The sequence below is a fragment of the Streptomyces sp. NEAU-sy36 genome (genome assembly GCF_013423905.1).
In the GTDB taxonomy this organism is placed as follows: domain Bacteria; phylum Actinomycetota; class Actinomycetes; order Streptomycetales; family Streptomycetaceae; genus Streptomyces; species Streptomyces misionensis.
Map to the genome: position 1 here is coordinate 1882572 of NZ_CP058977.1, position 22100 is coordinate 1904671.

Consider the following 22100-nt stretch of genomic DNA (forward strand, 5'->3'; position numbering starts at 1 on the left):
GGACGCACCTGTGGGGGTGGGGGTTGGACCGTCAGACCCGGATGACCTGCGGGCCCAGCAGGGCGTAACGGTGGGCCTCGGCCGCCGGGAGCAGGGTGCTCGTCACGATCGCCTCCAACGAGCCGACCTCCGCGAACCGGCAGAAGCTCACCGCGCCGAACTTGGTGTGCACACCCGCGAACACGGTGCGCCGCGCCGCCCGCATCGCCTGCGCCTTGACCTCGCCGACCGCCGGATCGGGCGTGGTCAGGCCGTGTTCGCGGGAGATGCCGTTGGCACCGATGTAGGCGAGGTCGAGGACGAATCCGGAGAGCATCCTCGTCGTCCAGTGGTCGACGGTGGCCAGCGTGCCGGACCGCACCCGGCCGCCGAGCAGCAGCACCTGGACGTGGTCTGCCCCGGCGAGCGCGCCCGCGACCGGCAGGGACGCGGTGACCACGGTCAGCGGCCGGTCCGCGGGCAGCGCCTCGGCGATGAGCTGGGGGGTGAAGCCCTCGTCGACGAAGACCGTCTCGGCGTCGCCGAGCAACTCGGCCGCCGCCGCGGCGATCCGGCGCTTCTCGGGCACCTGGCTGGTGGACCGGAAGGCCAGCGTGGTCTCGAAGCCGGCGCTCTCCACCGGGTAGGCCCCGCCATGGGTGCGGCGGACCAGCCCGTGGTCCTCCAGGGAGCGCAGATCGCGCCGGATGGTCTCCTTGGCCACGCCCAGCTCGGCGGCGAGCGCGGTGACGTCGACCGAGCCGGTGGCGCGCGCCGCCCGCACGATCTCGTGCCGGCGTTCCTCCGCCGTCCTGGTCATCCGGTCACCCACCTCCCCGAAAGCTGCCCGTTCGGGCCCATGGGGGAAGTTGTACTCCCGGTCCGCCGCCCTGACCAGGCCTGTTGCCCGCCCGATGCTGCCCGGTTGGGCCCGTTTGCCGAGCGGTGTGCCCGCCGCGGACCTGCGCGGGCGCGAGGGCCCGTGTGGAAACGGGCGTCCCCGGTGCCCGAATCCGCCCGCCGACCGGCCCGTTCGCTGCCCGCCCGGGCACCACGACCCCTCCGGGGCTCAGTACGGCCAGACCGGCGGGTCGGTGACGAAGGGGCCGCCCAGGCGGTTCCGGGCCGGGTCCGTGAGGTCCGGTTCGCCCTGCTCGGCGAGGAGCCGCGCGGCGTACGGCTCGGAGTCGTCCCGCGGTGTGTAGCCGAGGGCCCGGGCGCTGCTCAGGTCCCACCACAGACGGGTGTTGGCGGAGGAGCCGTAGACCACCGTGTGGCCGACGTGCTCGGCGGTCAGGGCCGCGTGGAAGAGCCGGGCGCAGTCGGCCGGGCTCAGCCAGGTGGACAGGGCGCGCACGCTGTCCGGCTCGGGGAAGCAGGAGCCGATGCGTACCGAGACGGTCTCCAGCCCGTGCTTGTCCCAGTAGTACTGGGCCAGGTCCTCGCCGAAGCACTTGGACAGGCCGTAGAGGGTGTCCGGGCGGTGCGGGGTGCCGACGGGGACCGGCGCCTCGCCGGGGCGCGGCACGGGGGCGAAGCCGACGGCGTGGTTGGAGGAGGCGAACACGATCCGGCGCACGCCCGCCTCCCGCGCGGCCTCGTACAGGCGGTAGGTGCCCTCGATGTTGGTTTTCAGGATCTTCTCGAACGGCGCCTCCAGGGAGATGCCGGCGAGATGGAGCACCGCGTCCACGCCCCGCACCGCCTCGCGCAGCGCCACCGGGTCCGCGAGGTCGGCGGTGACGGCGTCCGGCACGCCCTCGACGGGCCGGACGTCGAACAGCCGCAGGGTGTGTCCGTACTCCGGCAGCAGGGGCCGCATCAGGGTGCCGATCCGGCCGGCGGCGCCGGTGAGCAGAACGGTGCGGGCAGCGGACATCCTCGGCCTCCTCGGGTCAACGGTCCTGCGCAGGGCCCTGGTTCGCCTTCCTTGACCGGCTCTCCCCGGGCCCTTTAGCGTGAGGCCGTTCACGAATATGGACATCGGTCAGAAGAATGTACCCACGCCGGTCCGGCTCCGGCACCGATCGGATGGGAGCACGCGTGAAGGCCTCGGCGTTCGTCTACCCCTGGGACGTCAACGGGGACCCCGACGCCCCGGCCCGGATCGCCTCCCTCGGCGTCGAACAGGTGACCCTCGCCGCCGCCTACCACTCCACCCGCGCCCTGACCCCGCGCCACCCCCGGCACCGCGTCGTCACCGCCGAGCACGCGGCCGTCCTCTACCCGCCGGGCGCGCGCTGGGCCGGCCGCGCCCTGCGCCCGTACCCCGCGGGCCGCTGGGCCCCCGGCGACGCGTACGGCGAGGCGGCGCGGGCGCTGGCCGCCGCCGGTCTCGCGGTGCACAGCTGGGTGGTGCTCGCGCACAACTCCCGGCTGGGCGCGGAGCACCCGGACACCTCGGTCGTCAACGCCTACGGCGACCCCTACCCCTGGGCGCCCTGCATCGCCGGACCCGCCGTCCGCGCCTACCTCACCGACCTGGCCGCCGAGGCCGCGGTACGCCCGGGCACGCAGGGCACCGAGCTGGAGTCCCTCGGCTGGTACGGGCTGCGGCATCTGCACGCCCACGACAAGATCTCCGGCGTCGCCCTGGGGGAGGCCGGGGAGTACCTGATGTCCCTGTGCTTCTGCCCGCACTGCCGCACGGGCTACGGCGAACAGGGGCTGGACCCCGGGGAGCTGGCGCGGGCCGTCCGGGCCGCCCTCGATCCGCTGTGGCGGGGCGCGGTGGCCGACCGGGGCCTGCCGACCCTCGCGGAACTGCTCGGCGCGCGGACGGCCGCCGCCACGCTGGCCTGGCGGGAGCGGACCGCCCGCACGCTCCAGGAGGAGGCCGTGGCCGCCGTGCGCGCCGCCGCGCCCGACGGCTTCCAGGTGCTGCTGCACGCCGACCCCCACACCCACCGCTGCGGTGCCAACGCGGGGGCCGATCCCGCGCACGTCCTCTCCGTGGCCGACGGCGTCGTCGTCCCCTGCACCGGTGGCACGGATCTGCTGGCGCCCTTCGCCGCGCACGCCCGCGAAGGGACGGTGCTGGCCGCCAACTTCACCGTGGTCACCGGGATGGGCGGCAGTCCGGCCGCCCTCGCGGTGGACGCGGCCCGGGCCCGCGCGGCCGGCGCGGCCGAACTGCGGCTGTATCACGCCGGGTTGGCGTCGGACGGGGACCTCGCCGCGGTGCGCGAGGCGCTGGCGGCGCGCTGAACGAGCGGGACGGCGGTGAGGAGCAGCGCGATGCCGTAACAGGGCAACAGCAGTACGGGATCGGCCAGTTCGACCAGTGCGGCGCCGAGCGCGAGGCCCAGGACGTTCGGCGTGAACATCAGGGTGTTCGCGGTGGCCGTGACCCGGCCGAGCAGCGGGCCGGGAGTCTCCCGCTGGACGGCGGTGAGCGCGGCGATCAGCACACACGGCAGGCCCAGACCGGCCGCCAGGGAGGCCGCGAGGGCCGCCGCGTCCCACGGCAGGGCCCGCGCCGACACGGCGAGCCCGGTCAGCGCGATGCCCGCCGCCGCGAACCCCCGGCCGCCGAGCCTGCGCAGCGCGGGGCCGGTGAGCAGCCCGACCGCGACCGAGCCCGCGCCCTGGACGGCGTAGAGCACGCCGGTGTAGGCGGGGGCGTGGCCGAGGCGGTCGACCACGGCGTACAGCGTCGGGGCGCACAGGGAGCTGATCAGCATCGTCGTACCGCCCGCCAGGACCAGGGGGCGCAGTCCGGCATGGCCCCACAGATAGCGCACGCCCTCGGCGGTGCGGCCGCGCCGGGCGCCGCCGTCCGCGGGCGCCGGGCCGCTCTCCCGCACGCGCAGCAGGGCGCACAGCACCGCGGTGACGACGAAGGTGCCCGCGTCCAGACAGGCGACGGCCGGACCGCCGAAGGCCGCGTACAGGCCCGCCCCGGTGAGCGGGGCGACGAGCTTCATGCCCTCCGTGACGGTCATCCGCAGTCCGTTGAAGTCGCCGAGCAGGTCGGCGGGGACGACGTCGGTGATCAGGGCCGCCTCCGCCGCGTCGGTGATCACCCCGGCGGTGCCGTACAGAACCAGCACCGCGAAGAGCAGCCACAGCCGGGCGGGGGAGTCGACGGTGAAGAGGGTGAGGAGCAGGGCGGCCACGATCAGGTTCACGGTGATGATCAGGGGCTTGCGGCGCACGCGGTCGGCGAGGGTGCCCAGGACCGGGCCGGCCAGCGTGGGGGCCCACAGCGCGAGCATGCACAGACCGGCCAGCCCGTTGGACCCGGTGAGCTCCTTCACCCAGACGCCGGAGGCCAGCCACAGCGCGGAGGTGCCGAACGCGTTCACCACCAGGCCCGTCAGGTACCGGCCCGCGTTCCCGTCGCGCAGCACCCGGAGCACGGTCGAAGAGGTCGTCATGCCAAGCCATCGTGGATCTGAGGAGGGGCCGGACGGATCGGGGAGATGCCCTATTCGCCGACGGGTTCCGGGGCGGCTGGCCGGTCGCCGCCTAGGTACGACCACTCCTCGCGTCCCGGAATGTCCCGAACGCCCCACCGCGGCCGGGGGTTTTGTGGTGGCGGGCCGGCATGGCTGGAAAAAGACGTCCGTATCGATCGGGTAACAGGCCTCGCCCAACCGCTTGTTATGCGCGTAGACAATCCGTGACCTGGTACATCACTCCATCCACCAGATCCGGAGAACCCATGCGGAAGTCCCTCAGAGCGGCTGCCGTCGGTGCCGCCTGCGTCGTCGCCGGTGCCGCGCTGTACGGCGCGGGCGCGGCCACCGCCGGCCAGTCCACCGCCAACTCCACGCACGAGCCCTACAACATCGGGCTCCTGACGAAGGACATCGACACCTACTACGGCACCACCGCCGACGGGAACGGCGTCTACCAGGCGTCCCCGGACAGCCCGTACGCCAAGGACCTCGCGCGCATCGACGCGGACGCCAGGAAGCACATCGACCAGGCCGCCCACACCGCGCGCAAGCACCACCAGAAGCCGGCCGTCATGTTCGACATCGACGACACCGTGCTGCTGAGCCTCGACTACGAGAAGCGCAACAACTACGGCTACAACTCGGCCACCTGGAACGACTACGTCAACCGGGCCGACCGCCCCGCCGTCTTCGGCAGCCCCGAGCTGATCCGCTACGCCCAGTCCAAGGGCGTCGAGGTCTTCTACAACTCCGGCCTCACCGAGGCCCAGCGCGCTGCCGCGGTCGCCAACCTGAAGAAGGTCGGCGCCGACGTGAACCTGGACGCCGGGCACATGTTCCTCAAGAACTCGGCCAACCCGCCAGCCTACCTGAAGGACTGCGCCACGCCGGGCACCTGGACCTGCACGACCGTCCAGTACAAGGCGGGCACCCGCAAGCACATCGAGGACGACCTCGGCTACACCTTCATCGCCGACTTCGGCGACCAGTACTCGGACCTGGACGGCGGCCACACGGGCCGCACGTACAAGCTGCCGAACCCGACGTACTTCGTCGGCTGAGGCCGCCCGGACGTCTTCGGAGCCGGCCGCGAGGCCCCCGGGACCTCCTGACGGCCACCGCCCCCGCCCGCGCGCACGGCGCCGCGGCGGGGGCGCGGTCGTCGTCAGCCCTTGAGCGCCGCCGCCATCATCGCCCTGGCCACCGGCGCCGCCAGCCCGTTGCCGCTGACCTCCGAGCGCGCCGCGTCCGACTGCTCGACCATCACCGCGACGGCCACCTCCTTGCCGGTGCTGTCGGACTTGCCGAACGCGGTGAACCAGGCGTACGGCGTCTTGCTGTTGTTCTCGCCGTGCTGCGCGGTGCCCGTCTTGCCGCCGACGGTCACCCCGTCGATCAGCGCGTTGGTGCCGGTGCCTTCCTTCACCACGGTCTCCATGGCCGACTGGAGCTGGGCGGCGGTCCGGGCGCTGACGATCCGCTTGGTCGCGGTGTGGCCGTCGTAGTCCTGCACCACGTCGCCGCCGCTGTCGACGGTGCGGGACACCATGTGCGGGGAGACGAGTTCGCCGCCGTTGGCGAGCGCCGCGGAGACCATGGCCATCTGCAGCGGGGTCGCGGTGACGTCGTACTGGCCGATGCCCGTCAGACCGGTCGAGGACTTGTCCATGCCGGTGGGGTAGACGCTGGTGTACGCGCGCACCGGCACGTCCTGGTGGTCGTCGTTGAAGCCGAACTTCTCGGCCATGGCCCGCACCTTGTCCTGCCCCAGGTCGACGGCCATCTTGGCGAACACGTTGTTGCAGGAGTACTGGAGGGCGACCCGGATGGAGGCGTTCGCGCAGGGCGCCGAGGGGTTCTCGTTGTCCATGTCGCGCACGGTGCCCGGCAGCCGGTACGGGTTGGGGCTGTCGGTGCGCTGGTCCACGTCCTTGTACAGCCCGCTCTCCAGCGCGGCCGAGGCCACCACCAGCTTGAACGTGGAGCCCGGCGGCAGCGGCTGGCGCAGCGCGCGGTTGGTCAGCGGCTTGTCCGGGTCCGCGTTGAGCCGCTGCCAGGACGGCCCGGCCGTGTTGGCGTCGGTGAGCGCCGAGGGGTCGTACGACGGCGTGGAGACCGCCGCGAGGATGCGGCCGGTTCTGGGGTCGATCGCGACGGCGCCGCCCTTCTTGCCGCCGAGGGCGCGGTAGCCCGCCTTCTGCACGGCCGGGTCGATGGTGGTGACCACGTCCCCGGGGGAGGCCCGCTCGCCGGTCAGGGTGTCCATCACCGTCTTGAGCCGGGGGTCGGTGCCGTTGAGCAGGTCCGTGTAGATGCCCTCCAGCTGCGTGGGCGCGTAGGCCTGCGACGCGTAGCCGGTCACCGCCGCGTACAGCGCGCCGTCCGTGTAGGTCCGCTTGTACGCGAGGTCGCCTCCCTTCGTCCTGGCGGAGCCGGTGATCGCGTTCCCGGCCACGATGATGTTCCCCAGCGGCCGCGAGTACGTCTCGATCGCGCCTCGCCGGTTGAGAGTGTCGTCCGCGAGGGCCTTGCCGTCGTAGAACTGCACCCAGGTCGCCCGCACCAGCAGGGCGAGCACGAGCAGCAGCGCGAAGACGGACGCCCGTCTGATCGTCTTGTTCATCCCGACCGAGAGACGAGCCGAACGGGCGGAACGTTCCCGTCCGGCCGATTTCTCATCGCCCGCTCATCTTGCGCTCAGGTGTCCGTCTCGTCCCGCGCGCCGGCCGCCAGGACGAGCACCACCTCGTCGATCTCCCGGCCCCGGCCGTTGGCGAAGCCCCGGGCACGGGCGGTCTCGCGAAAGCCGCACTTGGCCAGGACCCGCAGCGAGGCGGCGTTGTCCGCCGCCGCCCGCGCGTACAGCGGCCGCTCCGGGACCTCGGCGAGCAGCGCCCGCAGCGCGGCCGTCGCCACACCCCGGCCCCAGTACCCGCGGTCGATCCAGTACGTCACCTCGCGCTCGCCGGGTTCGCCGTAGACCGCCGCGCTGCCGGCCACCCGTCCGTCGGCCAGCACGGTGCGCAGCACGTCGCCGGAGGCCCGCACACGTTTGAGGCGTGCCTCGAAGGCGTCCCGGTCGGTCGGGTCCTTCGGGCCGAACGCGGCCATCCGGAGCGACTCCGGGTCCGTCATCTGCCGGAAGAAGACCGGCAGATCCTCGTCCTCCACCGTCCGCAGTGCGATCTCCATGGGGCCCGAGACTACGACGGCCGGACCGCGTGCGGCGCTCGCCGCGCTCACAGCCTCCGTGTCGCCAGCGCCAGCCGTTCGCGCGCGTCGGACAGCGCGTCCCTGATCGTCCGCTCATGGGCGGGAGTCAGCCGGGCCACCGGCACCGAGCAGCTGACGGCGTCGCGCGCCGGGGTGCGGTACGGGATGGCCACGCCGAAGCAGCGCAGCCCCACCGTGTTCTCCTCGCGGTCGACCGCGAAGCCCCGCTCCCGCACCTGGCGCAGCTCCTCGATCAGCTCCTCCCGATCGGTGAGGGTGTGCTCGGTGAGCGACGGCAGGGTCGCGGGCAGCATCTTGCGCACCTCCTCGTCGTCGTACGTGGCGAGGATCGCCTTGCCCAGGGAGGTGCTGTGGGCCGGGAGCCGGCGTCCGACCCGGGTGAAGGGGCGCAGGTAGTGCTGGGACTGGCGGGTGGCCAGGTAGACGACGCTGGTGCCGTCGAGGCGGGCCAGGTGGATGGTCTCCGTGGTGTCCTCGGAGAGCCGGTCCAGGGCCGGGCGGGCGGCGGCCACCACCTCGTCGCCGTCGATGTAGGAGGTGCCGACGAGCAGCGCCCGCACCCCGATGCCGTACCGCGTGCCCGTCGCGTCCGTCTCCACCCAGCCCAGCTCGACCAGGGTGCGCAGCAGCATGTACAGGCTGGACTTGGGGTAGCCCACGGCCTCCTGGACGGCCGCGAGGGAGTGCATCCCGGGGTGGCCGGCGAAGTACTCCAGCAGTTCGACCGTCCGTACCGCGGACTTGACCTGCGCCCCGCCCCCCGCGTCGCCTGCCGTCATCGCCCTTGACCCCTTCGATTCGACGAGGACCTGAGATATACAGTCTCCGAGCAGCATGTTCAGCATCAGAAACGCCGTTCAGCATAGCGAACGGCGTGCTCGGGCTGACCCGGTCAAGTGCGGCCTTTTGGGAGGGACCCGCGGTGGCAGCAGCACCAGTCTGGAGTGTCGACCCGCGTACCGGGAAGCGGCGGGAACAGGTCGCGGTCGAGGCCACCGCCCAGGAGGTGGACGCGGTCGTCCGGGCGGCGCACGCCGCGCGCGGCGCCCTCGCCCGGCGCGCCGTCCGCTCCGCCTTCCTGCGCTCGGCCGCCGCGGGCCTGGAGGCGGCCCGGGAGGGCCTGGTGGAGACCGCCGACGCCGAGACCGCGCTGGGCCCGGTCCGGCTGACCGGCGAACTCGCCCGCACCGCCTATCAGTTGCGGGCCTTCGCGGACATCGTCGAGGAGGGCGCCTTCCTGGACGTCGTCATCGACCACCCGGACCCCGCCGCCACCCCGCCCGTCCCGGACCTGCGCCGCTGGAAGGTCCCGCTCGGCGTCGTGGCCGTCTACGGCGCGTCCAACTTCCCCTTCGCCTTCTCCGTCGCGGGCGGCGACACCGCGAGCGCGCTGGCCGCGGGCTGCCCGGTCGTCGTCAAGGCCCACCCGGACCACCCGGCCCTGTCCGAACTGGTCGCCAAGGTGCTGCGCCGGGCCGCCGCCGAACACGGCATCCCCGAGGGCGTCCTCGGCCTGGTGCACGGCTTCGACGCGGGCGTCGAACTGATCGGGCACCCGCTGGTCGCCGCCGCGGGCTTCACCGGTTCGCCGCGCGGCGGACGCGCCCTGTACGACGCCGCCGCCGCGCGCCCGGTGCCGATCCCCTTCCACGGCGAACTCGGCTCGCTCAACCCGGTCCTGATCACCGAGGCCGCGGCGGCCGAGCGTGCCGAGGAGCTGGGCACCGGCCTGGCGGCCTCGGCCACCCTCGGCGTCGGCCAGTTCTGTGTGAAGCCCGGCCTGGTCCTGGTGCCCTCCGGGGCGGCCGGCGACGGCGTGCTGAAGCATCTGACCGACGCGGTGAGCGCCACCGAGGCCGGGGTGCCGCTCGACCACCGCATCCGCGACGCCTTCGTCGCCGGGGTCCGCGAGCGCGCCGCCCTGCCCGACGTGGCGTCCCCGGTGACCCCGGGCGCCTGCGGCGAGCACCTGGTCAGCGCGGGCTTCCTCACCGTGCCGGCGAGCAGGCTGACCGCGCCGGGAACCCACGACCTGCTCCTGGAGGAGTGCTTCGGCCCGGTCACGGTGGTGGCCCGCTACACGGACGAGGCGCAGGCCACGGCCGTCCTGTCCCGGCTGCCCGGCACCCTCTCGGCCACGGTCCACCTCTCCGCCGGGGAGGCCGGCGGCGCGGGCACGGCCGGCGAACTCCTCGCCCTGCTCACCACTCTGGCCGGCCGCGTGGTCGTCGACGCCTGGCCGACCGGCGTCGCCGTGGCCCCCGCCCAGCACCACGGCGGCCCCTACCCGGCCAGCACCTCGACGTCGACGTCGGTGGGCGGTACCGCGATCGAGCGCTGGCTGCGCCCGGTCGCCTACCAGAACACCCCGCCGGCCCTGCTGCCGCCCGAGCTGCGGGACGACAACCCGCTCGGCGTCCCCCGGCGGTTCAAGGGCGTCCTGGAGCGGTAGGAACCGCGGGGGCCCCGGCGGACGTCCCCTGCCGCATGACCGCGATACGAGACGACCGGGGCAGCCTGCGGATCCGCGCCGCGCTGCCCGCCGAGGCCGAGGCCATCGCCGGGCTGCACCTGCGGGCCCGCTCGACCTACTACCCGGACGGGGTGCCGCGGGCGGACTTCGACTGGGTGGAGGCGTGGCGGCGGTCCATCGAGCGCCCGGACGGACGGGTGCTGTGCGCCGTGGAGGCGGGGCGGCTGGTCGGGATCGCCTCCTTCCGCACCCCGGACGGGGCCGGCGCGGACACCGTCAAGCTGTTCCAGTTCCATGTCGACCCCGACCGCTGGCGGGCCGGCATCGGCACCGCCCTGCACGCGGCCTGCGTCGGGGAATGGCGGGCCGGAGGGCGGCGCACCGCCGTGCTCGACGTCCACGTGGACAACCTGCGGGCCCAGGGCTTCTACGCCCGGCGGGGCTGGGTCCCCGACCCGGAGACCCCGCCGGCCGAGGGCGACCACCACCTCTTCCTGCGGTACGCCGTGCCGCCGGCGGAATGACCAGCGGCACTTGAACGTTCACGTACCGGGCGGAGAGCGGCTCCGCACCCGTACGACCTGGAGAGAACGAAGACATGCGCGTCGAGATCTGGAGCGACATCGCCTGCCCCTGGTGCTACGTGGGCAAGGCCCGCTTCGAGAAGGCGCTCGCCGCCTTCCCGCACCGCGACGAGGTCGAGGTGGTGCACCGCTCCTTCGAGCTGGACCCGGGCCGTGCCAAGGGTGACGTGGAGTCCGTGCTCACCATGCTGACCAGGAAGTACGGCATGAGCGAGGCGCAGGCCGAGGCCGGCGAGGACAACCTGGGCGCCCAGGCCGCCGCCGAGGGCCTGGACTACCGCACCCGGGGCCGCGACCACGGCAACACCTTCGACATGCACCGCCTGCTGCACCTCGCCAAGGAGCAGGGCAGGCAGGACGAGCTGATCCAGATCCTGTACCGGGCCAACTTCGCCGAGGAGCGGTCGGTCTTCGCCGAGGGCGACGAACGGCTGGTGGAGCTGGCCGTGGAGGCCGGGCTCGACGCCGACCGGGCGCGCGCGGTGCTCGCCGACCCGGAGGCCTACGCCGACGCGGTCCGCGCCGACGAGCGCGAGGCCGCCCGGCTCGGGGCGAACGGTGTGCCCTTCTTCGTCCTCGACCGCACCTACGGCGTCTCCGGCGCCCAGCCCGCCGAGGTGTTCACCCAGGCGCTCACCCAGGCCTGGGGCGAGCGGACCCCGCTGAAGCCGGTCGACCGGCAGGACGCCGAGGCGTGCGGCCCGGACGGGTGCGCGGTGCCGCGGCAGGACTGAAAACCGCAGGCCGCGGCGGTGGTATAAGCACAGCTTGGCCGTTCGCCAGGGAAAGGCGCGATGGACGGGGCCCGTCCCGGCCCGCACAGTGGGCTCATGGAGACCTTCGAGAGCCTCGTCCGCGCCGAGTTCCGCCCGAAGAACACCTATCTGAACACCGCGACCAGCGGCCTGCTCCCGGCCCGTACCGTCACCGCCCTGCGGGAGGCGGCGGAGCTGCGGGCCGAGGGGCGGCCGCTGGACCCGTTGTTCGAGAACGTCGAGCACGCCCGGGCCGCCTTCGCCCGCCTCGCAGGGGTCCCGGTCACCCGGGTGGCGGCCGGTCCGTCCGTCGCCGCGCAGACCGGTCTGATCGCGGCCGCGCTGCCCGCGGGCGCCGAAGTCCTCACCGCCGAGGACGACTTCACCTCGGTGGTGAACCCCTTCCATGTGCGCGGCGACCTCAAGGTGCGCGCCGTGCCGCTGGACCGGCTCGCGGAGTCCGTGCGGCCCGGCACCGCGCTGGTCGCGGTGAGCGCCGCCCAGTCCGCCGACGGCCGGATCGCCGATCTCGCCGCGCTGCGCGAGGCGGCCCGCACCCATGGCGCGCGCACCTACGTCGACTTCTCCCAGGCCGCCGGCTGGCTGCCCGTCGACGCGGACGGCTACGACTACACGGTGGCGACCACCTTCAAGTGGCTGCTCGGCCCGCACGGGGCGGCCTTCCTCGTGGTCCCCGAGGACTTCGGCGAGCTGACCCCGCTGCTCGCGGGCTGGGTCGCGGCCGAGCAGCCGTGGGACAGCTGCTACGGACCGGTCGCCGAACTCGCCCACTCCGCCCGCCGGTTCGACGTCAGCCCCGGCCTGTTCACCTACACCGGGGTGTACAGCTCGCTCACGCTGTTCGAGGAGCTGGGCGTGGCCGCCGTGCACGAGCACGACCTGGCACTCGCCGACCGCTTCCGGCGCGGGCTCGCCGGGCTCGGGCACGAACCGCTGCCCGCGCCCGGCTCGGCGATCGTCTCCGTGCCCGGACTCGGCGGCAGGCAGGCGGAGCTGAGCCGGGCCGGCGTCGAGGTCTCCAACCGGGCGGGCAACCTGCGTGCGTCCTTCCACCTGTACAACACGGCGGCGGACGTGGACCGGCTGCTCGACGTGCTGGCCGGCTGAGACATGACCGGGCTGGGGCCGCCCGTCCCACACGCGGCGGCCCCGGCCCGGTGATCGAAGGCGCCTACCGCACCGGGGTGAAGTCGCGCGCGCCGATGAACTCCGGCCGGCGCACCGGCGCCGCGAACGGCTCCACCGCCGTGTTCTCCACGCTGTTGAACACGATGAAGACGTTGCTGCGCGGGTACGGCGTGATGTTGTCGCCGGAGCCGTGCATGCAGTTGCAGTCGAACCAGGTCGCCGAGCCCGGCCTGCCGGTGAACAGCCGGATGCCGTACTCGCCCGCCAGCTTGGTCAGCGCCTCGTCGGACGGGGTGCCCGCGTCCTGCATCTGGAGCGACTTCTTGTAGTTGTCCTTGGGCGTCTCACCGGCACAGCCCAGGAACGTCCGGTGCGAGCCCGGCATGATCATCAGGCCGCCGTTGGTGTCGAAGTTCTCGGTCAGCGCGATCGAGACGGACACCGTGCGCATGTTCGGCAGCCCGTCCTCGGCGTGCCAGGTCTCGAAGTCCGAGTGCCAGTAGAAGCCGCTCGCCCCGAAGCCCGGCTTCACGTTGATCCGGGACTGGTGGACGTACACGTCGGAGCCGAGGATCTGCCGGGCCCGGCCGACCACCCGCTCGTCGCGCACCAGGTTCGCGAACACCTCGCTGATCCGGTGCACCTCGAAGACCGAGCGGATCTCCTGGGACTTCGGCTCCACGATGGAGCGCTCGTCGAAGCGGATCGCCGGGTCGGCGACCAGCCGCTCCAGCTCGCGGCGGTAGACCTCGACCTCGTCCGGGCCGATCAGCTGGTCGACGGCGAGGAAGCCGTCACGCTCGTACGACTGGAGCTCGGCCGTCGCGATCGGTCCCGGAGTGTCGGGGGAGCCCCAGACGACCGGGTCCTGGCGCGGGACGGTCACCTCGGCGCTGCCACGGGTCGGGTAGAGGTCCTTCACAGTGGCGGTGGTCATGGGTCCTCACACCTCCTCGGGCTCGGTGAGCAGCGGGTACACCCCGTTCTCGTCGTGGTCCTCCCGTCCGGTCACGGGCGGGTTGAACACGCAGATGCAGTGGAAGTCCTCCTTGACGCGCAGCGTGTGCCGCTCGTGCCCGTCCAGGAGGTACATGGTGCCGGGCGTGATGGTGTAGGTCTTCCCGGTCTCGCGGTCGGTCAGCTCGGCCTCGCCCTTGGTGCAGACGACGGCCTCGATGTGGTTGGCGTACCACATCTGCGTCTCGGTGCCCGCGTACAGGATGGTCTCGTGCACGGAGAAGCCGACCCGCTCCTTGGCCAGGACGATGCGCTTGCTCTCCCAGGTGCCCGACTTGGACTTGATGTGCCGGTCGGTGCCTTCGATGTCCTTGAACGATCGGACGATCACGGTGGTGCTTCCTCCTGGTAGGCGTTTGCGGTTCAGGCGGTTTCCCGGACGGCGCGGGCGAGGACGCTGAGCCCCTCGTCCAGCTCGTCCGGGGTGATGGTCAGGGCAGGCAGCAGCTTGACGACCTCGCTCTCCGGCCCTGAGGTCTCGATGAGCAGGCCCAGTTCGAAGGCCCGCCGGGCGACGCGCGCGGCACGGTCCTTGGCGTGGAACTCCAGGCCCCACACCAGTCCGCGCCCGCGGTACTCCTTCACATCGGCGAGGTTCTCCTCGGTGATGGAGATCAGCGCCTGCTCGACCTGCTCGCCGCGGGTGCGGGTCTGCTTCTCCATGGCCGAGCCGTCGGTCCAGTAGGTCTCCAGGGCCGCGGTGGCGGTGACGAACGCGGGGTTGTTGCCGCGGAAGGTGCCGTTGTGCTCGCCGGGCTCCCAGACGTCCAGCTCGGGCCGGAACAGGCACAGCGACATCGGCAGTCCGTAGCCGCTGATCGACTTGGAGACGGTGACGATGTCCGGGGTGATGCCGGACTCCTCGAAGGAGAAGAAGGCGCCGGTGCGGCCGCAGCCCATCTGGATGTCGTCGACGATCAGCAGCATGTCCTGCCGTTCGCACAGCTCCTTGAGGGCGCGCAGCCACTCCGGGCGGGCCACGTTGATGCCGCCCTCGCCCTGCACGGTCTCCACGATCACCGCGGCGGGCTTGTTCAGGCCGGAGCCCTGGTCCTCCAGGAGCCGCTCGAACCACAGGAAGTCGGGGACGGTGCCGTCGAAGTAGTTGTCGAACGGCATGGGGGTGCCGTGCACCAGCGGGATGCCGGCGCCGGCCCGCTTGAAGGCGTTGCCGGTCACGGCGAGCGAGCCCAGGGACATGCCGTGGAAGGCGTTGGTGAAGGACACGATGGCCTCGCGGCCCTTGACCTTGCGGGCCAGCTTCAGCGCCGACTCGACGGCGTTGGTGCCGGTCGGGCCCGGGAACATGACCTTGTACGGCAGATCGCGCGGGCGCAGCACCAGGTCCTGGAAGGTCTGGAGGAACGAGCGCTTGGCCGTGGTCGACATGTCCAGGCCGTGGGTGATCCCGTCCCGGGACAAGTAGTCGATCAACGCCCGTTTCAGTACGGGGTTGTTGTGGCCGTAGTTGAGTGATCCGGCACCGGCGAAGAAGTCGAGGTACGCATGGCCGTCCTCGTCGTACAACCGGCTGCCCTGCGCGCGGTCGAACACGGTGGGCCAGCCACGGCAGTAGCTGCGCACCTCGGACTCGAGGGTCTCGAAGACGCTGAGGTCGGGCTGGGTGATGGTCACGGTGATTCGCTCCTCAGTGGGCGGGGGTCTCGGTCAACGGGCCGATCCGGTAGAGGACTTCGGGGTCGTGCGGGCCGTCCGGGAACAGCTCGGCCGGGAACAGCACCTCGCGGACGAGGGGCGCCCCGTGCCGCTCGGCGAACGAGGTGAAGAGCCGTTCGGAGGCGGTGTTGCCGGGGGTGATGGTGGTCTCGACGTCGGTGACGCCTCGCTCGGCGGCGAGGCGCGCGGTCAGTCCGTCCAGCAGCGCGGCGGCGATGCCGTGGCCGCGGTAGGCGGAGTCCACGGCGACCTGCCAGACGAGCAGGGTGCGGGGGCGGTCGGGGCGTATGTAGCCGGTGAGGAAACCGACGGGTGTGCCGTCCGCACCGCGCGCCACCGCCGAGGTGCCGGCGAAGTCCCGGCACCACAGCAGATAGCTGTAGGACGAGTTGAGATCGAGGGTTTTCGAGTCCTTGGCGAGGCGCCAGAGCGCGGCTCCGTCCGCCGTCGCCGGTCGGTCGATGAGCAGGTCTGCGGGTGCGGCAGTCATGCGGCACGAATTTAGCGAGGCGAATTAAGAAATGCACGACCGCGTCTCCGGTGTCGCCGGGACGCCTGTGCAAAATGCCCGAGTTATCCCACGTCAAAGTGGGACAAAGTTACTTCGTTGTGGAGTGTGTCACACACCGGAAACCCCCGGAAACGTTCCGGAAAACTGCCCCGTTTAGCTTCACGGAAAGCGGGCAGAAGAAGATGGGAAGCTGCCGTCCGGTAAATTGGCGAGAATTGTGAAATTAAATTGAATTCAGGCTTCGGTGGTTTCGTCTATTTGTTCACGAGGGATATTCGCGTGCCCACGGGACACGACGACGGCCCGCGCCGTGCGGCGCGGGCCGTCGTCTGCCGGAACCGCTGGCTACCGCCAGGCCTGCTCCGCGGCCCGGCGCGCGTCGTCCGTGCGCACGGCGGCGCCCCGCTCGGCGAGGGCCGCGCCCAGGGCGGCCAGGCAGGCGTCCACCGCCTCCGGGGTGGCGTCGGGGCCGTAGTGGTTGACCCTGATCATCTCCTTGGCCAGGGCGCCGCCGCCAGCGGCCAGCGGCAGCGCGGGATCGGCGGCCAGGGCGTGGGCCACCAGCTCGGAGGCGGCCATGGAGGGCGGCACGCGCAGGGTCGTCGCCACCGGGGCCGCGTCCGCCGCCTCGTGGACGTACGGCTCCAGGCCGCCGCCGAGGGCCAGCGCACCCGCCCGGGTGGCGCGCGCCGCGCCGCGGTGGCGGCCCATCACCGTCTCCAGGCCGTCCGCCTCGATCCGCTCCAGGCACGCGTCCAGCGCCAGCATCTCCAGCTGCGCCGGGGCGTGCGGCAGCGCCGTGCGGCCGGCGTCCAGCCAGCGCTCCTTCCAGTCCAGCAGGGAGAGGTAGGAGCGGCGCGGCGCGTTCGGGTTCGCCGCCATCCGGGCCCAGGCCCGCTCGCTCACCGAGATCGCCGAGACGCCCGCCGGTCCGCCCATCGCCTTCTGCGCGCCGATCACGCACAGGTCCACGCCCCAGGCGTCCGGCAGCACCGGCTCGGCGCCCACGGAGGCGACCGCGTCCAGGTAGAAGAGGGCGCCCTGACGGCGCACCGCCTCGCCGATCTCCGCGACCGGGTTGGTGTTGCCGGTCGCCGCCTCCGCGTGCACCAGGGAGACGAAGTCGATCTCCGGGTGCTCGGCGAACGCGGCGCTGATCTGCTCCGCCCGCACCGCCGTGTGGAAGGGGACCGAGATGTCGTACACCGTGGCGCCGGCGTCGCGCAGCCAGTTGCCGAAGGTCTGGCCGTAGGGGCCGGTGATCACGTTCAGCGCCACCGTGCCCGGACCGGCCGCCGCGCGGATCGCGCCCTCCAGCGGCAGCAGCGCCTCGCCCTGCGTGATCAGTACGTCCTGCCGGGTGTCCAGCATCCGGGCCACCCGGTCCTCGATGGCGGCGAAGCGCTGCGCGGTCAGCGGGGGCAGATCGAGGAAGGGGTGGGTCACGTCGGTGCTCTCTTCGCTCACAGGAGTCCACGGGGGCCGACCGGGAGGTGGCCGAGACGAGCGTAACTCCAGGCCCGAACCGCCCACCGACCAGTTGGTTCTCAGGTCCGGCGGCCTTCTGGCCATGGGTTTGTTTTGAGCACCCCAAACATCTCCTTATAATCGGAACCTCTCATTCCCCCCACAGGAGACTCCCCATGAAAACCCTCCTCGGACGCCGGACCCGCCTGCTGGCCGCGGTCACCGCGACCACCGGCCTCGTCCTCGTCGCGGCGGGCTGTTCCTCCGGTGACTCGGGGAGCGGCAAGACCACGGCCGGCGGCGTCCACCTCGCCAACGCCGGGAAGCTGACCACCTGCACCCACCTGCCCTACCCGCCGTTCCAGTCGGTGGTCGACGGCAAGGTGCAGGGCTTCGACGTCTCGCTGATCGACCTGGTCGCCAAGGACCTCGGCGTCAAGCAGCAGATCGTGGACACGCCGTTCGAGAACTTCAAGACGGGCGCCTTCCTGAACTCCGGCCAGTGCGACCTGGCCGCCGCCGGCATGACGATCACCGCCGAGCGCGCGAAGAACGTCGACTTCTCCGACCCGTACTTCGAGGCCACCCAGGCCGTCCTGGTCGCCAAGGACAGCGGGATCACCTCGCTGGCGGGCGCCAAGGGCAGGAAGCTCGGCGCGCAGGCGCAGACCACCGGCGAGGACTTCGCCAGGAAGAAGGGCCTCGACCCGGTCTCCTTCGCCTCTTCCGACGCGGTCCTCAACGGCCTGCGCACCGGCCAGGTCCAGGCCGTCGTCATCGACTACCCGGTGGTGCAGGGCTGGCTGAAGGACAAGGCCAACGCGGACAAGTTCAAGATCGTCGACAATCTGAAGACCGGCGAGCAGTACGGCTTCACGGTCAAGAAGGGCAACAAGCCCCTGCTGAACGCCATCAACAAGGCGCTCAAGGACGCCAAGGCCGACGGCACCTACAAGAAGATCTACGAGAAGTGGATCGGTCCGTACGACTCCTCCGTCGCCTCCCCGGCCGGTTCCTGACCCCATGGCCGACACGGACACCGGTATCCAGCCCAAGCGCACCGGGCTGACCCGCACCCAGAAGCGCCGGATCTCCCGCGGCGCCCAGTACGCCGTCCTCGTCGCCGCGGTGATCGCCTTCGTGGTCTGCGCGGACTGGGGGCGGCTGCAGAACCAGTTCGCGCAGCCCGCCATCGCGAAGCAGCTGTTCCCCGAGCTGATCACGGTGGCCCTGAAGAACACCGTGCTGTACACGCTCTCCGGGTTCGTCGTCGGCCTGGCCCTCGGCATGGTCATCGCCCTGATGCGGCTGTCCTCCGTGGGGCCCTACCGCTGGCTCGCCGGCATCTACGTCGAGATCTTCCGCGGCCTGCCCGCGCTGCTGATCTTCATCTTCGTCGGCGTCGGCGTGCCCCTGGCCTTCCCGGACGTGCAGTACCCGGGCGGGACGTACGGCAAGGTCGCCGTGGCGCTCGGCCTGGTCTCCGCCGCCTACATGGCGGAGACGATCCGCGCGGGCATCCAGGCGGTGCCCAAGGGGCAGCTGGAAGCGGCCCGCTCGCTCGGCTTCTCGCCCGCGCGCGCCATGGTCTCCATCGTGCTGCCGCAGGCCTTCCGGATCATCCTGCCGCCGCTGACCAACGAACTCGTGCTGCTCTTCAAGGACTCCTCGCTGGTGCTGTTCCTCGGCGTCACCCTGGAACAGCGCGAACTGTCCAAGTTCGGCAACGACCTGGCCAGCCAGACCGCCAACTCCACGCCCATCCTGGTGGCGGGCCTGTGCTATCTGCTGATCACGATCCCGCTGAGCCTCGTCGTGCGCCGTATGGAAGCCAAGTCCCTCAGGGAGATCAGGTGAGCCGCCCCGAGATCAGCGTCCGGGACCTGCACAAGTCCTTCGGCGACAACCACGTGCTGCGCGGCATCGACCTGGAGATCGGCCAGGGCGAGGTCGTCTGCGTCATCGGCCCCTCCGGCTCCGGCAAGTCCACGCTGCTGCGCTGTGTGAACCTGCTGGAGGAGCCCACCAAGGGCCAGGTCTTCGTGGGCGGCACCGAGGTGACCGACCCGGACGTCGACATCGACGCCGTGCGCCGCCGCATCGGCATGGTCTTCCAGCAGTTCAACCTGTTCCCGCACCTCAGCGTCACCGAGAACCTCACGCTGCCCCAGCGCCGGGTGCTGAAGCGGGACAAGGCGCAGGCCGCGCGGGTCGCCGCGGAGAACCTGGCCCGTGTCGGCCTCGCGGAGAAGGCGGACGCCTACCCCGCGTCCCTCTCCGGCGGCCAGCAGCAGCGCGTGGCCATCGCCCGCGCCCTCGCCATGGGTCCCGAGGTGATGCTCTTCGACGAGCCGACCTCCGCGCTCGACCCGGAGCTGGTCGGCGACGTCCTCGCCGTGATGCGCGGGCTCGCCCGCGAGGGCATGACGATGATGGTCGTCACCCACGAGATGACCTTCGCCCGGGAGGTCGCCGACCGGGTCGTCTTCATGGACGGCGGGGTGATCGTCGAGGACGGCCGCCCTGACCAGGTCATCGGCGCGCCCCGGCACGAGCGCACCCGCCACTTCCTCTCCCGCCTCCTCGACCCGGCGATGGCCGAGGTCGAGGAGGATGTCCCGGACCAGGGGGGAACCGGCGGGGTGTAGCGCTCTAAGGTGCCGGTATGAGCGATCAGCCGGTGCTGCAGGTGAAGGGCAGGGTCCTCGTCGGACCGGAGGACGTGCGCGACGAGTTGTGGGTGGTCGGCGGCCGGGTGTCGTTCGACCGCCCGGCCGGGGCCCGGGACGTCCGGACCGTCGAGGGCTGGGCGCTGCCCGGCCTGGTCGACGCGCACTGCCACGTGGGTCTCGGCGCGGAGGGCCCGGTCGACGCGGAGACCGCGGAGAAGCAGGCGCTGACCGACCGGGAGGCGGGCACCCTGCTGCTGCGGGACGCCGGCTCGCCCTCCGACACCCGCTGGATCGACGACCGCGAGGACCTGCCGAAGATCATCCGGGCCGGCCGGCACATCGCCCGCACCCGCCGCTACATCCGCAACTACGCCTGGGAGATCGAGCCGGAGGACCTCGTCGCCTACGTCGCCCGGGAGGCCCGGCGCGGCGACGGCTGGGTCAAGCTGGTCGGCGACTGGATCGACCGCGACCTCGGCGACCTCGCCCCCTGCTGGCCCCGCGAGGCGGCCCGGGCCGCGATCGAGGAGGCCCACCGGCTCGGCGCCCGGGTCACCGCGCACTGCTTCGCCGAGAACTCCCTGCGCGATCTGGTCGAGGCGGGCATCGACTGCATCGAGCACGCCACCGGACTGACCGAGGACCTGATCCCGCTGTTCGCCGAGCGGGGCGTGGCCATCGTCCCCACGCTCGTCAACATCGCCACGTTCCCGCGGCTCGCTGCGGGCGGCGACACCAAGTACCCGCGCTGGTCCGCCCATATGCGACGGCTGCACGAGCGGCGCTACGACACGGTGCGCGGCGCCTACGACGCCGGCATCCCGGTGTTCGTCGGCACGGACGCCGGCGGTTCGCTGCCCCACGGCCTGGTCGCGGCGGAGGTCGCCGAGCTGGTCCGGGCGGGCATCCCCCGCGTCGACGCGCTGGCGGCGACCAGCTGGACCGCCCGGGAGTGGCTGGGCCGGCCCGGTCTGGAGGAGGGGGCGCCGGCCGACCTCGTGGTGTACGACGAGGACCCCCGGGCGGACGTCGGTGTGCTGGCATCGCCGCGCCGGGTGGTCGTCGACGGGAACGTGTATTCCTGAGGTCTCGAAGGTGTGTGCGGAATTTCCACTTTGGAGTGAAGTGGCCCGGGAACGCTGACCGTTCACCCACACGGCGTACAAGGTTGACGGGTCCCAAGCTTGTTCCCTCTGGGGGGTCCCACACCGTGAACAGCAATACCTTCCGCATGCCCGGACGCCGTCTCGCCGCGGCGGCGACCGTCACCGCCCTGGCCGCCGCGCCCGCGCTCCTCGGCGCGGGCGCGGCGCACGCCACCGGCGACACCGGTCACGCCTCCGCCACCGTGCTGCGCACCGGCCTCGACGTGTCCCTGCTCAACAAGTCCGTCGACGTCCCGCTGGCGGTCTCGCTCAACGAGGTCCAGGCGCCGCGCAGCGCCGACCGCACGGCCCTCTCCGCCCGTCTGGACGGGGTGGCCGGCGGCGAGCCCTTCACCGTCCTCGGCGCGGACGTCGCCCAGGCGAAGGCCACGGTGACCGACCGGCGGGCCGAGGGCTCGGTCCGGGTCGTCAACGCCCGGCTGCACGTGCCCGGTCTGCCCGCGCTCGCCCTGATCGAGGTCGGCACGGTCACCGCCCGGGCCACCTGCGAGGCGGGCACGGCGCCGACCGCCGCCGCGGACGTCCTCGGCGCGGTCACCGTCCTCGGCCGGCGCGTCACGCTCACCGCGGGCGGCACGACCGAGGTCAAGGTGCCCGGCGTGGGCGAGGTCCGCCTCGACCTCGCCCAGCGCGCCACCACGACGCGTACGGCCGCCGCGACCGCCCTGCAACTCAAGGTCTCCGTCAACCCGTTGAAGCTCAACGTCGCCGACGTCGAGGGCACGGTCACGCTCGCCAGGGCCACCTGCGACGCCCCGAAGGCGCCCGCCACGAGCCACCCGGCCCCGAGCCGTCACCCCGCCCCCGGCACCAAGTCCGACGCGGCCCCCGTCTCCGACACGAAACCCGAGGGCGGCACCACCGGGACCGATCTGGCCGAGACCGGCGGCAGCCCGGCGACACCGTACATCGCGGGCGGCGCGGTGGCCTTGCTGGCGGCGGGCGGGGGAGCGGTGCTGGCGGCGCGGCGAAGGAAGCACTGAGCGCGAGGGCCCGCCGGCCAGGGCTCCGGG

Annotated in this window: 22 protein-coding genes; 11 read left to right on the plus strand and 11 right to left on the minus strand. The window is 72.4% G+C overall.

Going from position 1 to position 22100, the window contains the following annotated elements; genetic code table 11:
* Window positions 1–31: 31 nt before the first annotated feature.
* Complete coding sequence (locus HZZ00_RS08550) at window positions 32–799, minus strand: DeoR/GlpR family DNA-binding transcription regulator (RefSeq protein WP_180331634.1); 768 nt, start codon at window positions 797–799, stop codon at window positions 32–34.
* Window positions 800–1048: 249 nt separating this feature from the next.
* Window positions 1049–1858 carry an NAD(P)-dependent oxidoreductase gene (locus HZZ00_RS08555; protein WP_180331635.1) on the minus strand — a complete coding sequence of 270 codons (810 nt, stop codon included), beginning with the start codon at window positions 1856–1858 and terminating at the stop codon, window positions 1049–1051.
* A 164-nt stretch (window positions 1859–2022) separates the two neighbouring features.
* Here HZZ00_RS08555 and HZZ00_RS08560 point away from each other — a divergent pair, with 164 nt between their 5' ends.
* Window positions 2023–3186: a hypothetical protein gene (locus HZZ00_RS08560; RefSeq protein ID WP_180331636.1), complete on the plus strand. Its 1164-nt coding sequence runs from the start codon at window positions 2023–2025 to the stop codon at window positions 3184–3186.
* On the opposite strand, the gene HZZ00_RS08565 is transcribed toward HZZ00_RS08560, so the two are convergent.
* A complete protein-coding gene (locus HZZ00_RS08565; RefSeq protein ID WP_180331637.1) occupies window positions 3123–4358 on the minus strand; it encodes an MFS transporter in 1236 nt (411 codons plus the stop codon). The genes HZZ00_RS08560 and HZZ00_RS08565 overlap by 64 nt on opposite strands.
* 287 nt (window positions 4359–4645) lie before the next feature.
* Here HZZ00_RS08565 and HZZ00_RS08570 point away from each other — a divergent pair, with 287 nt between their 5' ends.
* A complete protein-coding gene (locus HZZ00_RS08570) occupies window positions 4646–5443 on the plus strand; it encodes an HAD family acid phosphatase (protein WP_180331638.1) in 798 nt (265 codons plus the stop codon).
* A 104-nt stretch (window positions 5444–5547) separates the two neighbouring features.
* On the opposite strand, the gene HZZ00_RS08575 is transcribed toward HZZ00_RS08570, so the two are convergent.
* From HZZ00_RS08575 to HZZ00_RS08585, 3 genes are all read right to left on the minus strand, one after another.
* Complete coding sequence (locus tag HZZ00_RS08575; protein WP_180331639.1) at window positions 5548–7005, minus strand: penicillin-binding protein 2; 1458 nt, start codon at window positions 7003–7005, stop codon at window positions 5548–5550.
* Between the two features lie 74 nt (window positions 7006–7079).
* Window positions 7080–7574: a GNAT family N-acetyltransferase gene (locus tag HZZ00_RS08580; RefSeq protein WP_180331640.1), complete on the minus strand. Its 495-nt coding sequence runs from the start codon at window positions 7572–7574 to the stop codon at window positions 7080–7082.
* Window positions 7575–7621: 47 nt separating this feature from the next.
* Window positions 7622–8395, minus strand: coding sequence for an IclR family transcriptional regulator (locus HZZ00_RS08585; protein WP_180331641.1), 774 nt, complete (start codon window positions 8393–8395; stop codon window positions 7622–7624).
* 143 nt (window positions 8396–8538) lie between these two features.
* Here HZZ00_RS08585 and HZZ00_RS08590 point away from each other — a divergent pair, with 143 nt between their 5' ends.
* The 4 genes from HZZ00_RS08590 to HZZ00_RS08605 all read left to right on the plus strand — a co-directional run bounded on the left by HZZ00_RS08590 (window position 8539) and on the right by HZZ00_RS08605 (window position 12556).
* A complete protein-coding gene (locus HZZ00_RS08590) occupies window positions 8539–10068 on the plus strand; it encodes an aldehyde dehydrogenase (NADP(+)) (RefSeq protein ID WP_180331642.1) in 1530 nt (509 codons plus the stop codon).
* A gap of 35 nt (window positions 10069–10103) precedes the next feature.
* On the plus strand, window positions 10104–10613 hold the full coding sequence (locus HZZ00_RS08595; RefSeq protein WP_180331643.1) for a GNAT family N-acetyltransferase: 510 nt from the start codon (window positions 10104–10106) through the stop codon (window positions 10611–10613).
* A gap of 74 nt (window positions 10614–10687) precedes the next feature.
* Entirely contained in the window at window positions 10688–11407 is a 720-nt protein-coding gene (locus tag HZZ00_RS08600) for a DsbA family oxidoreductase (protein ID WP_180331644.1), read from the plus strand.
* A 96-nt stretch (window positions 11408–11503) separates the two neighbouring features.
* Window positions 11504–12556 (plus strand): aminotransferase class V-fold PLP-dependent enzyme, encoded by a 1053-nt coding sequence (locus tag HZZ00_RS08605; RefSeq protein ID WP_180331645.1) that lies wholly within the window; start codon window positions 11504–11506, stop codon window positions 12554–12556.
* A gap of 64 nt (window positions 12557–12620) precedes the next feature.
* On the opposite strand, the gene thpD is transcribed toward HZZ00_RS08605, so the two are convergent.
* The 5 genes from thpD to HZZ00_RS08630 all read right to left on the minus strand — a co-directional run bounded on the left by thpD (window position 12621) and on the right by HZZ00_RS08630 (window position 17228).
* Window positions 12621–13514 carry an ectoine hydroxylase gene (gene thpD, locus HZZ00_RS08610; protein WP_180331646.1) on the minus strand — a complete coding sequence of 298 codons (894 nt, stop codon included), beginning with the start codon at window positions 13512–13514 and terminating at the stop codon, window positions 12621–12623.
* 6 nt (window positions 13515–13520) lie between these two features.
* Window positions 13521–13925 (minus strand): ectoine synthase, encoded by a 405-nt coding sequence (locus HZZ00_RS08615; RefSeq protein WP_070025367.1) that lies wholly within the window; start codon window positions 13923–13925, stop codon window positions 13521–13523.
* Window positions 13926–13957: 32 nt separating this feature from the next.
* Window positions 13958–15229, minus strand: a complete 1272-nt coding sequence (gene ectB / locus HZZ00_RS08620) for a diaminobutyrate--2-oxoglutarate transaminase (protein ID WP_074991978.1) — start codon at window positions 15227–15229, stop codon at window positions 13958–13960.
* Between the two features lie 13 nt (window positions 15230–15242).
* Window positions 15243–15761, minus strand: coding sequence for a diaminobutyrate acetyltransferase (ectA, locus tag HZZ00_RS08625; protein ID WP_180331647.1), 519 nt, complete (start codon window positions 15759–15761; stop codon window positions 15243–15245).
* 366 nt (window positions 15762–16127) lie between these two features.
* Window positions 16128–17228: an aminotransferase class V-fold PLP-dependent enzyme gene (locus tag HZZ00_RS08630; protein ID WP_180333431.1), complete on the minus strand. Its 1101-nt coding sequence runs from the start codon at window positions 17226–17228 to the stop codon at window positions 16128–16130.
* Window positions 17229–17425: 197 nt separating this feature from the next.
* Here HZZ00_RS08630 and HZZ00_RS08635 point away from each other — a divergent pair, with 197 nt between their 5' ends.
* The 5 genes from HZZ00_RS08635 to HZZ00_RS08655 all read left to right on the plus strand — a co-directional run bounded on the left by HZZ00_RS08635 (window position 17426) and on the right by HZZ00_RS08655 (window position 22070).
* Window positions 17426–18268, plus strand: a complete 843-nt coding sequence (locus tag HZZ00_RS08635; protein ID WP_180331648.1) for a basic amino acid ABC transporter substrate-binding protein — start codon at window positions 17426–17428, stop codon at window positions 18266–18268.
* A 4-nt stretch (window positions 18269–18272) separates the two neighbouring features.
* Window positions 18273–19106 (plus strand): amino acid ABC transporter permease, encoded by an 834-nt coding sequence (locus HZZ00_RS08640; RefSeq protein ID WP_180331649.1) that lies wholly within the window; start codon window positions 18273–18275, stop codon window positions 19104–19106.
* Entirely contained in the window at window positions 19103–19897 is a 795-nt protein-coding gene (locus tag HZZ00_RS08645) for an amino acid ABC transporter ATP-binding protein (protein WP_180331650.1), read from the plus strand. Before HZZ00_RS08640 ends, HZZ00_RS08645 begins: the two co-directional genes overlap by 4 nt.
* A gap of 17 nt (window positions 19898–19914) precedes the next feature.
* On the plus strand, window positions 19915–21006 hold the full coding sequence (locus HZZ00_RS08650) for an amidohydrolase family protein (RefSeq protein ID WP_180331651.1): 1092 nt from the start codon (window positions 19915–19917) through the stop codon (window positions 21004–21006).
* Window positions 21007–21131: 125 nt separating this feature from the next.
* The gene (locus tag HZZ00_RS08655; protein ID WP_180331652.1) at window positions 21132–22070 is read left to right on the plus strand and encodes an SCO1860 family LAETG-anchored protein; all 939 of its coding nucleotides are present in this window, start codon (window positions 21132–21134) and stop codon (window positions 22068–22070) included.
* The last annotated feature ends 30 nt before the right edge of the window (window positions 22071–22100 follow it).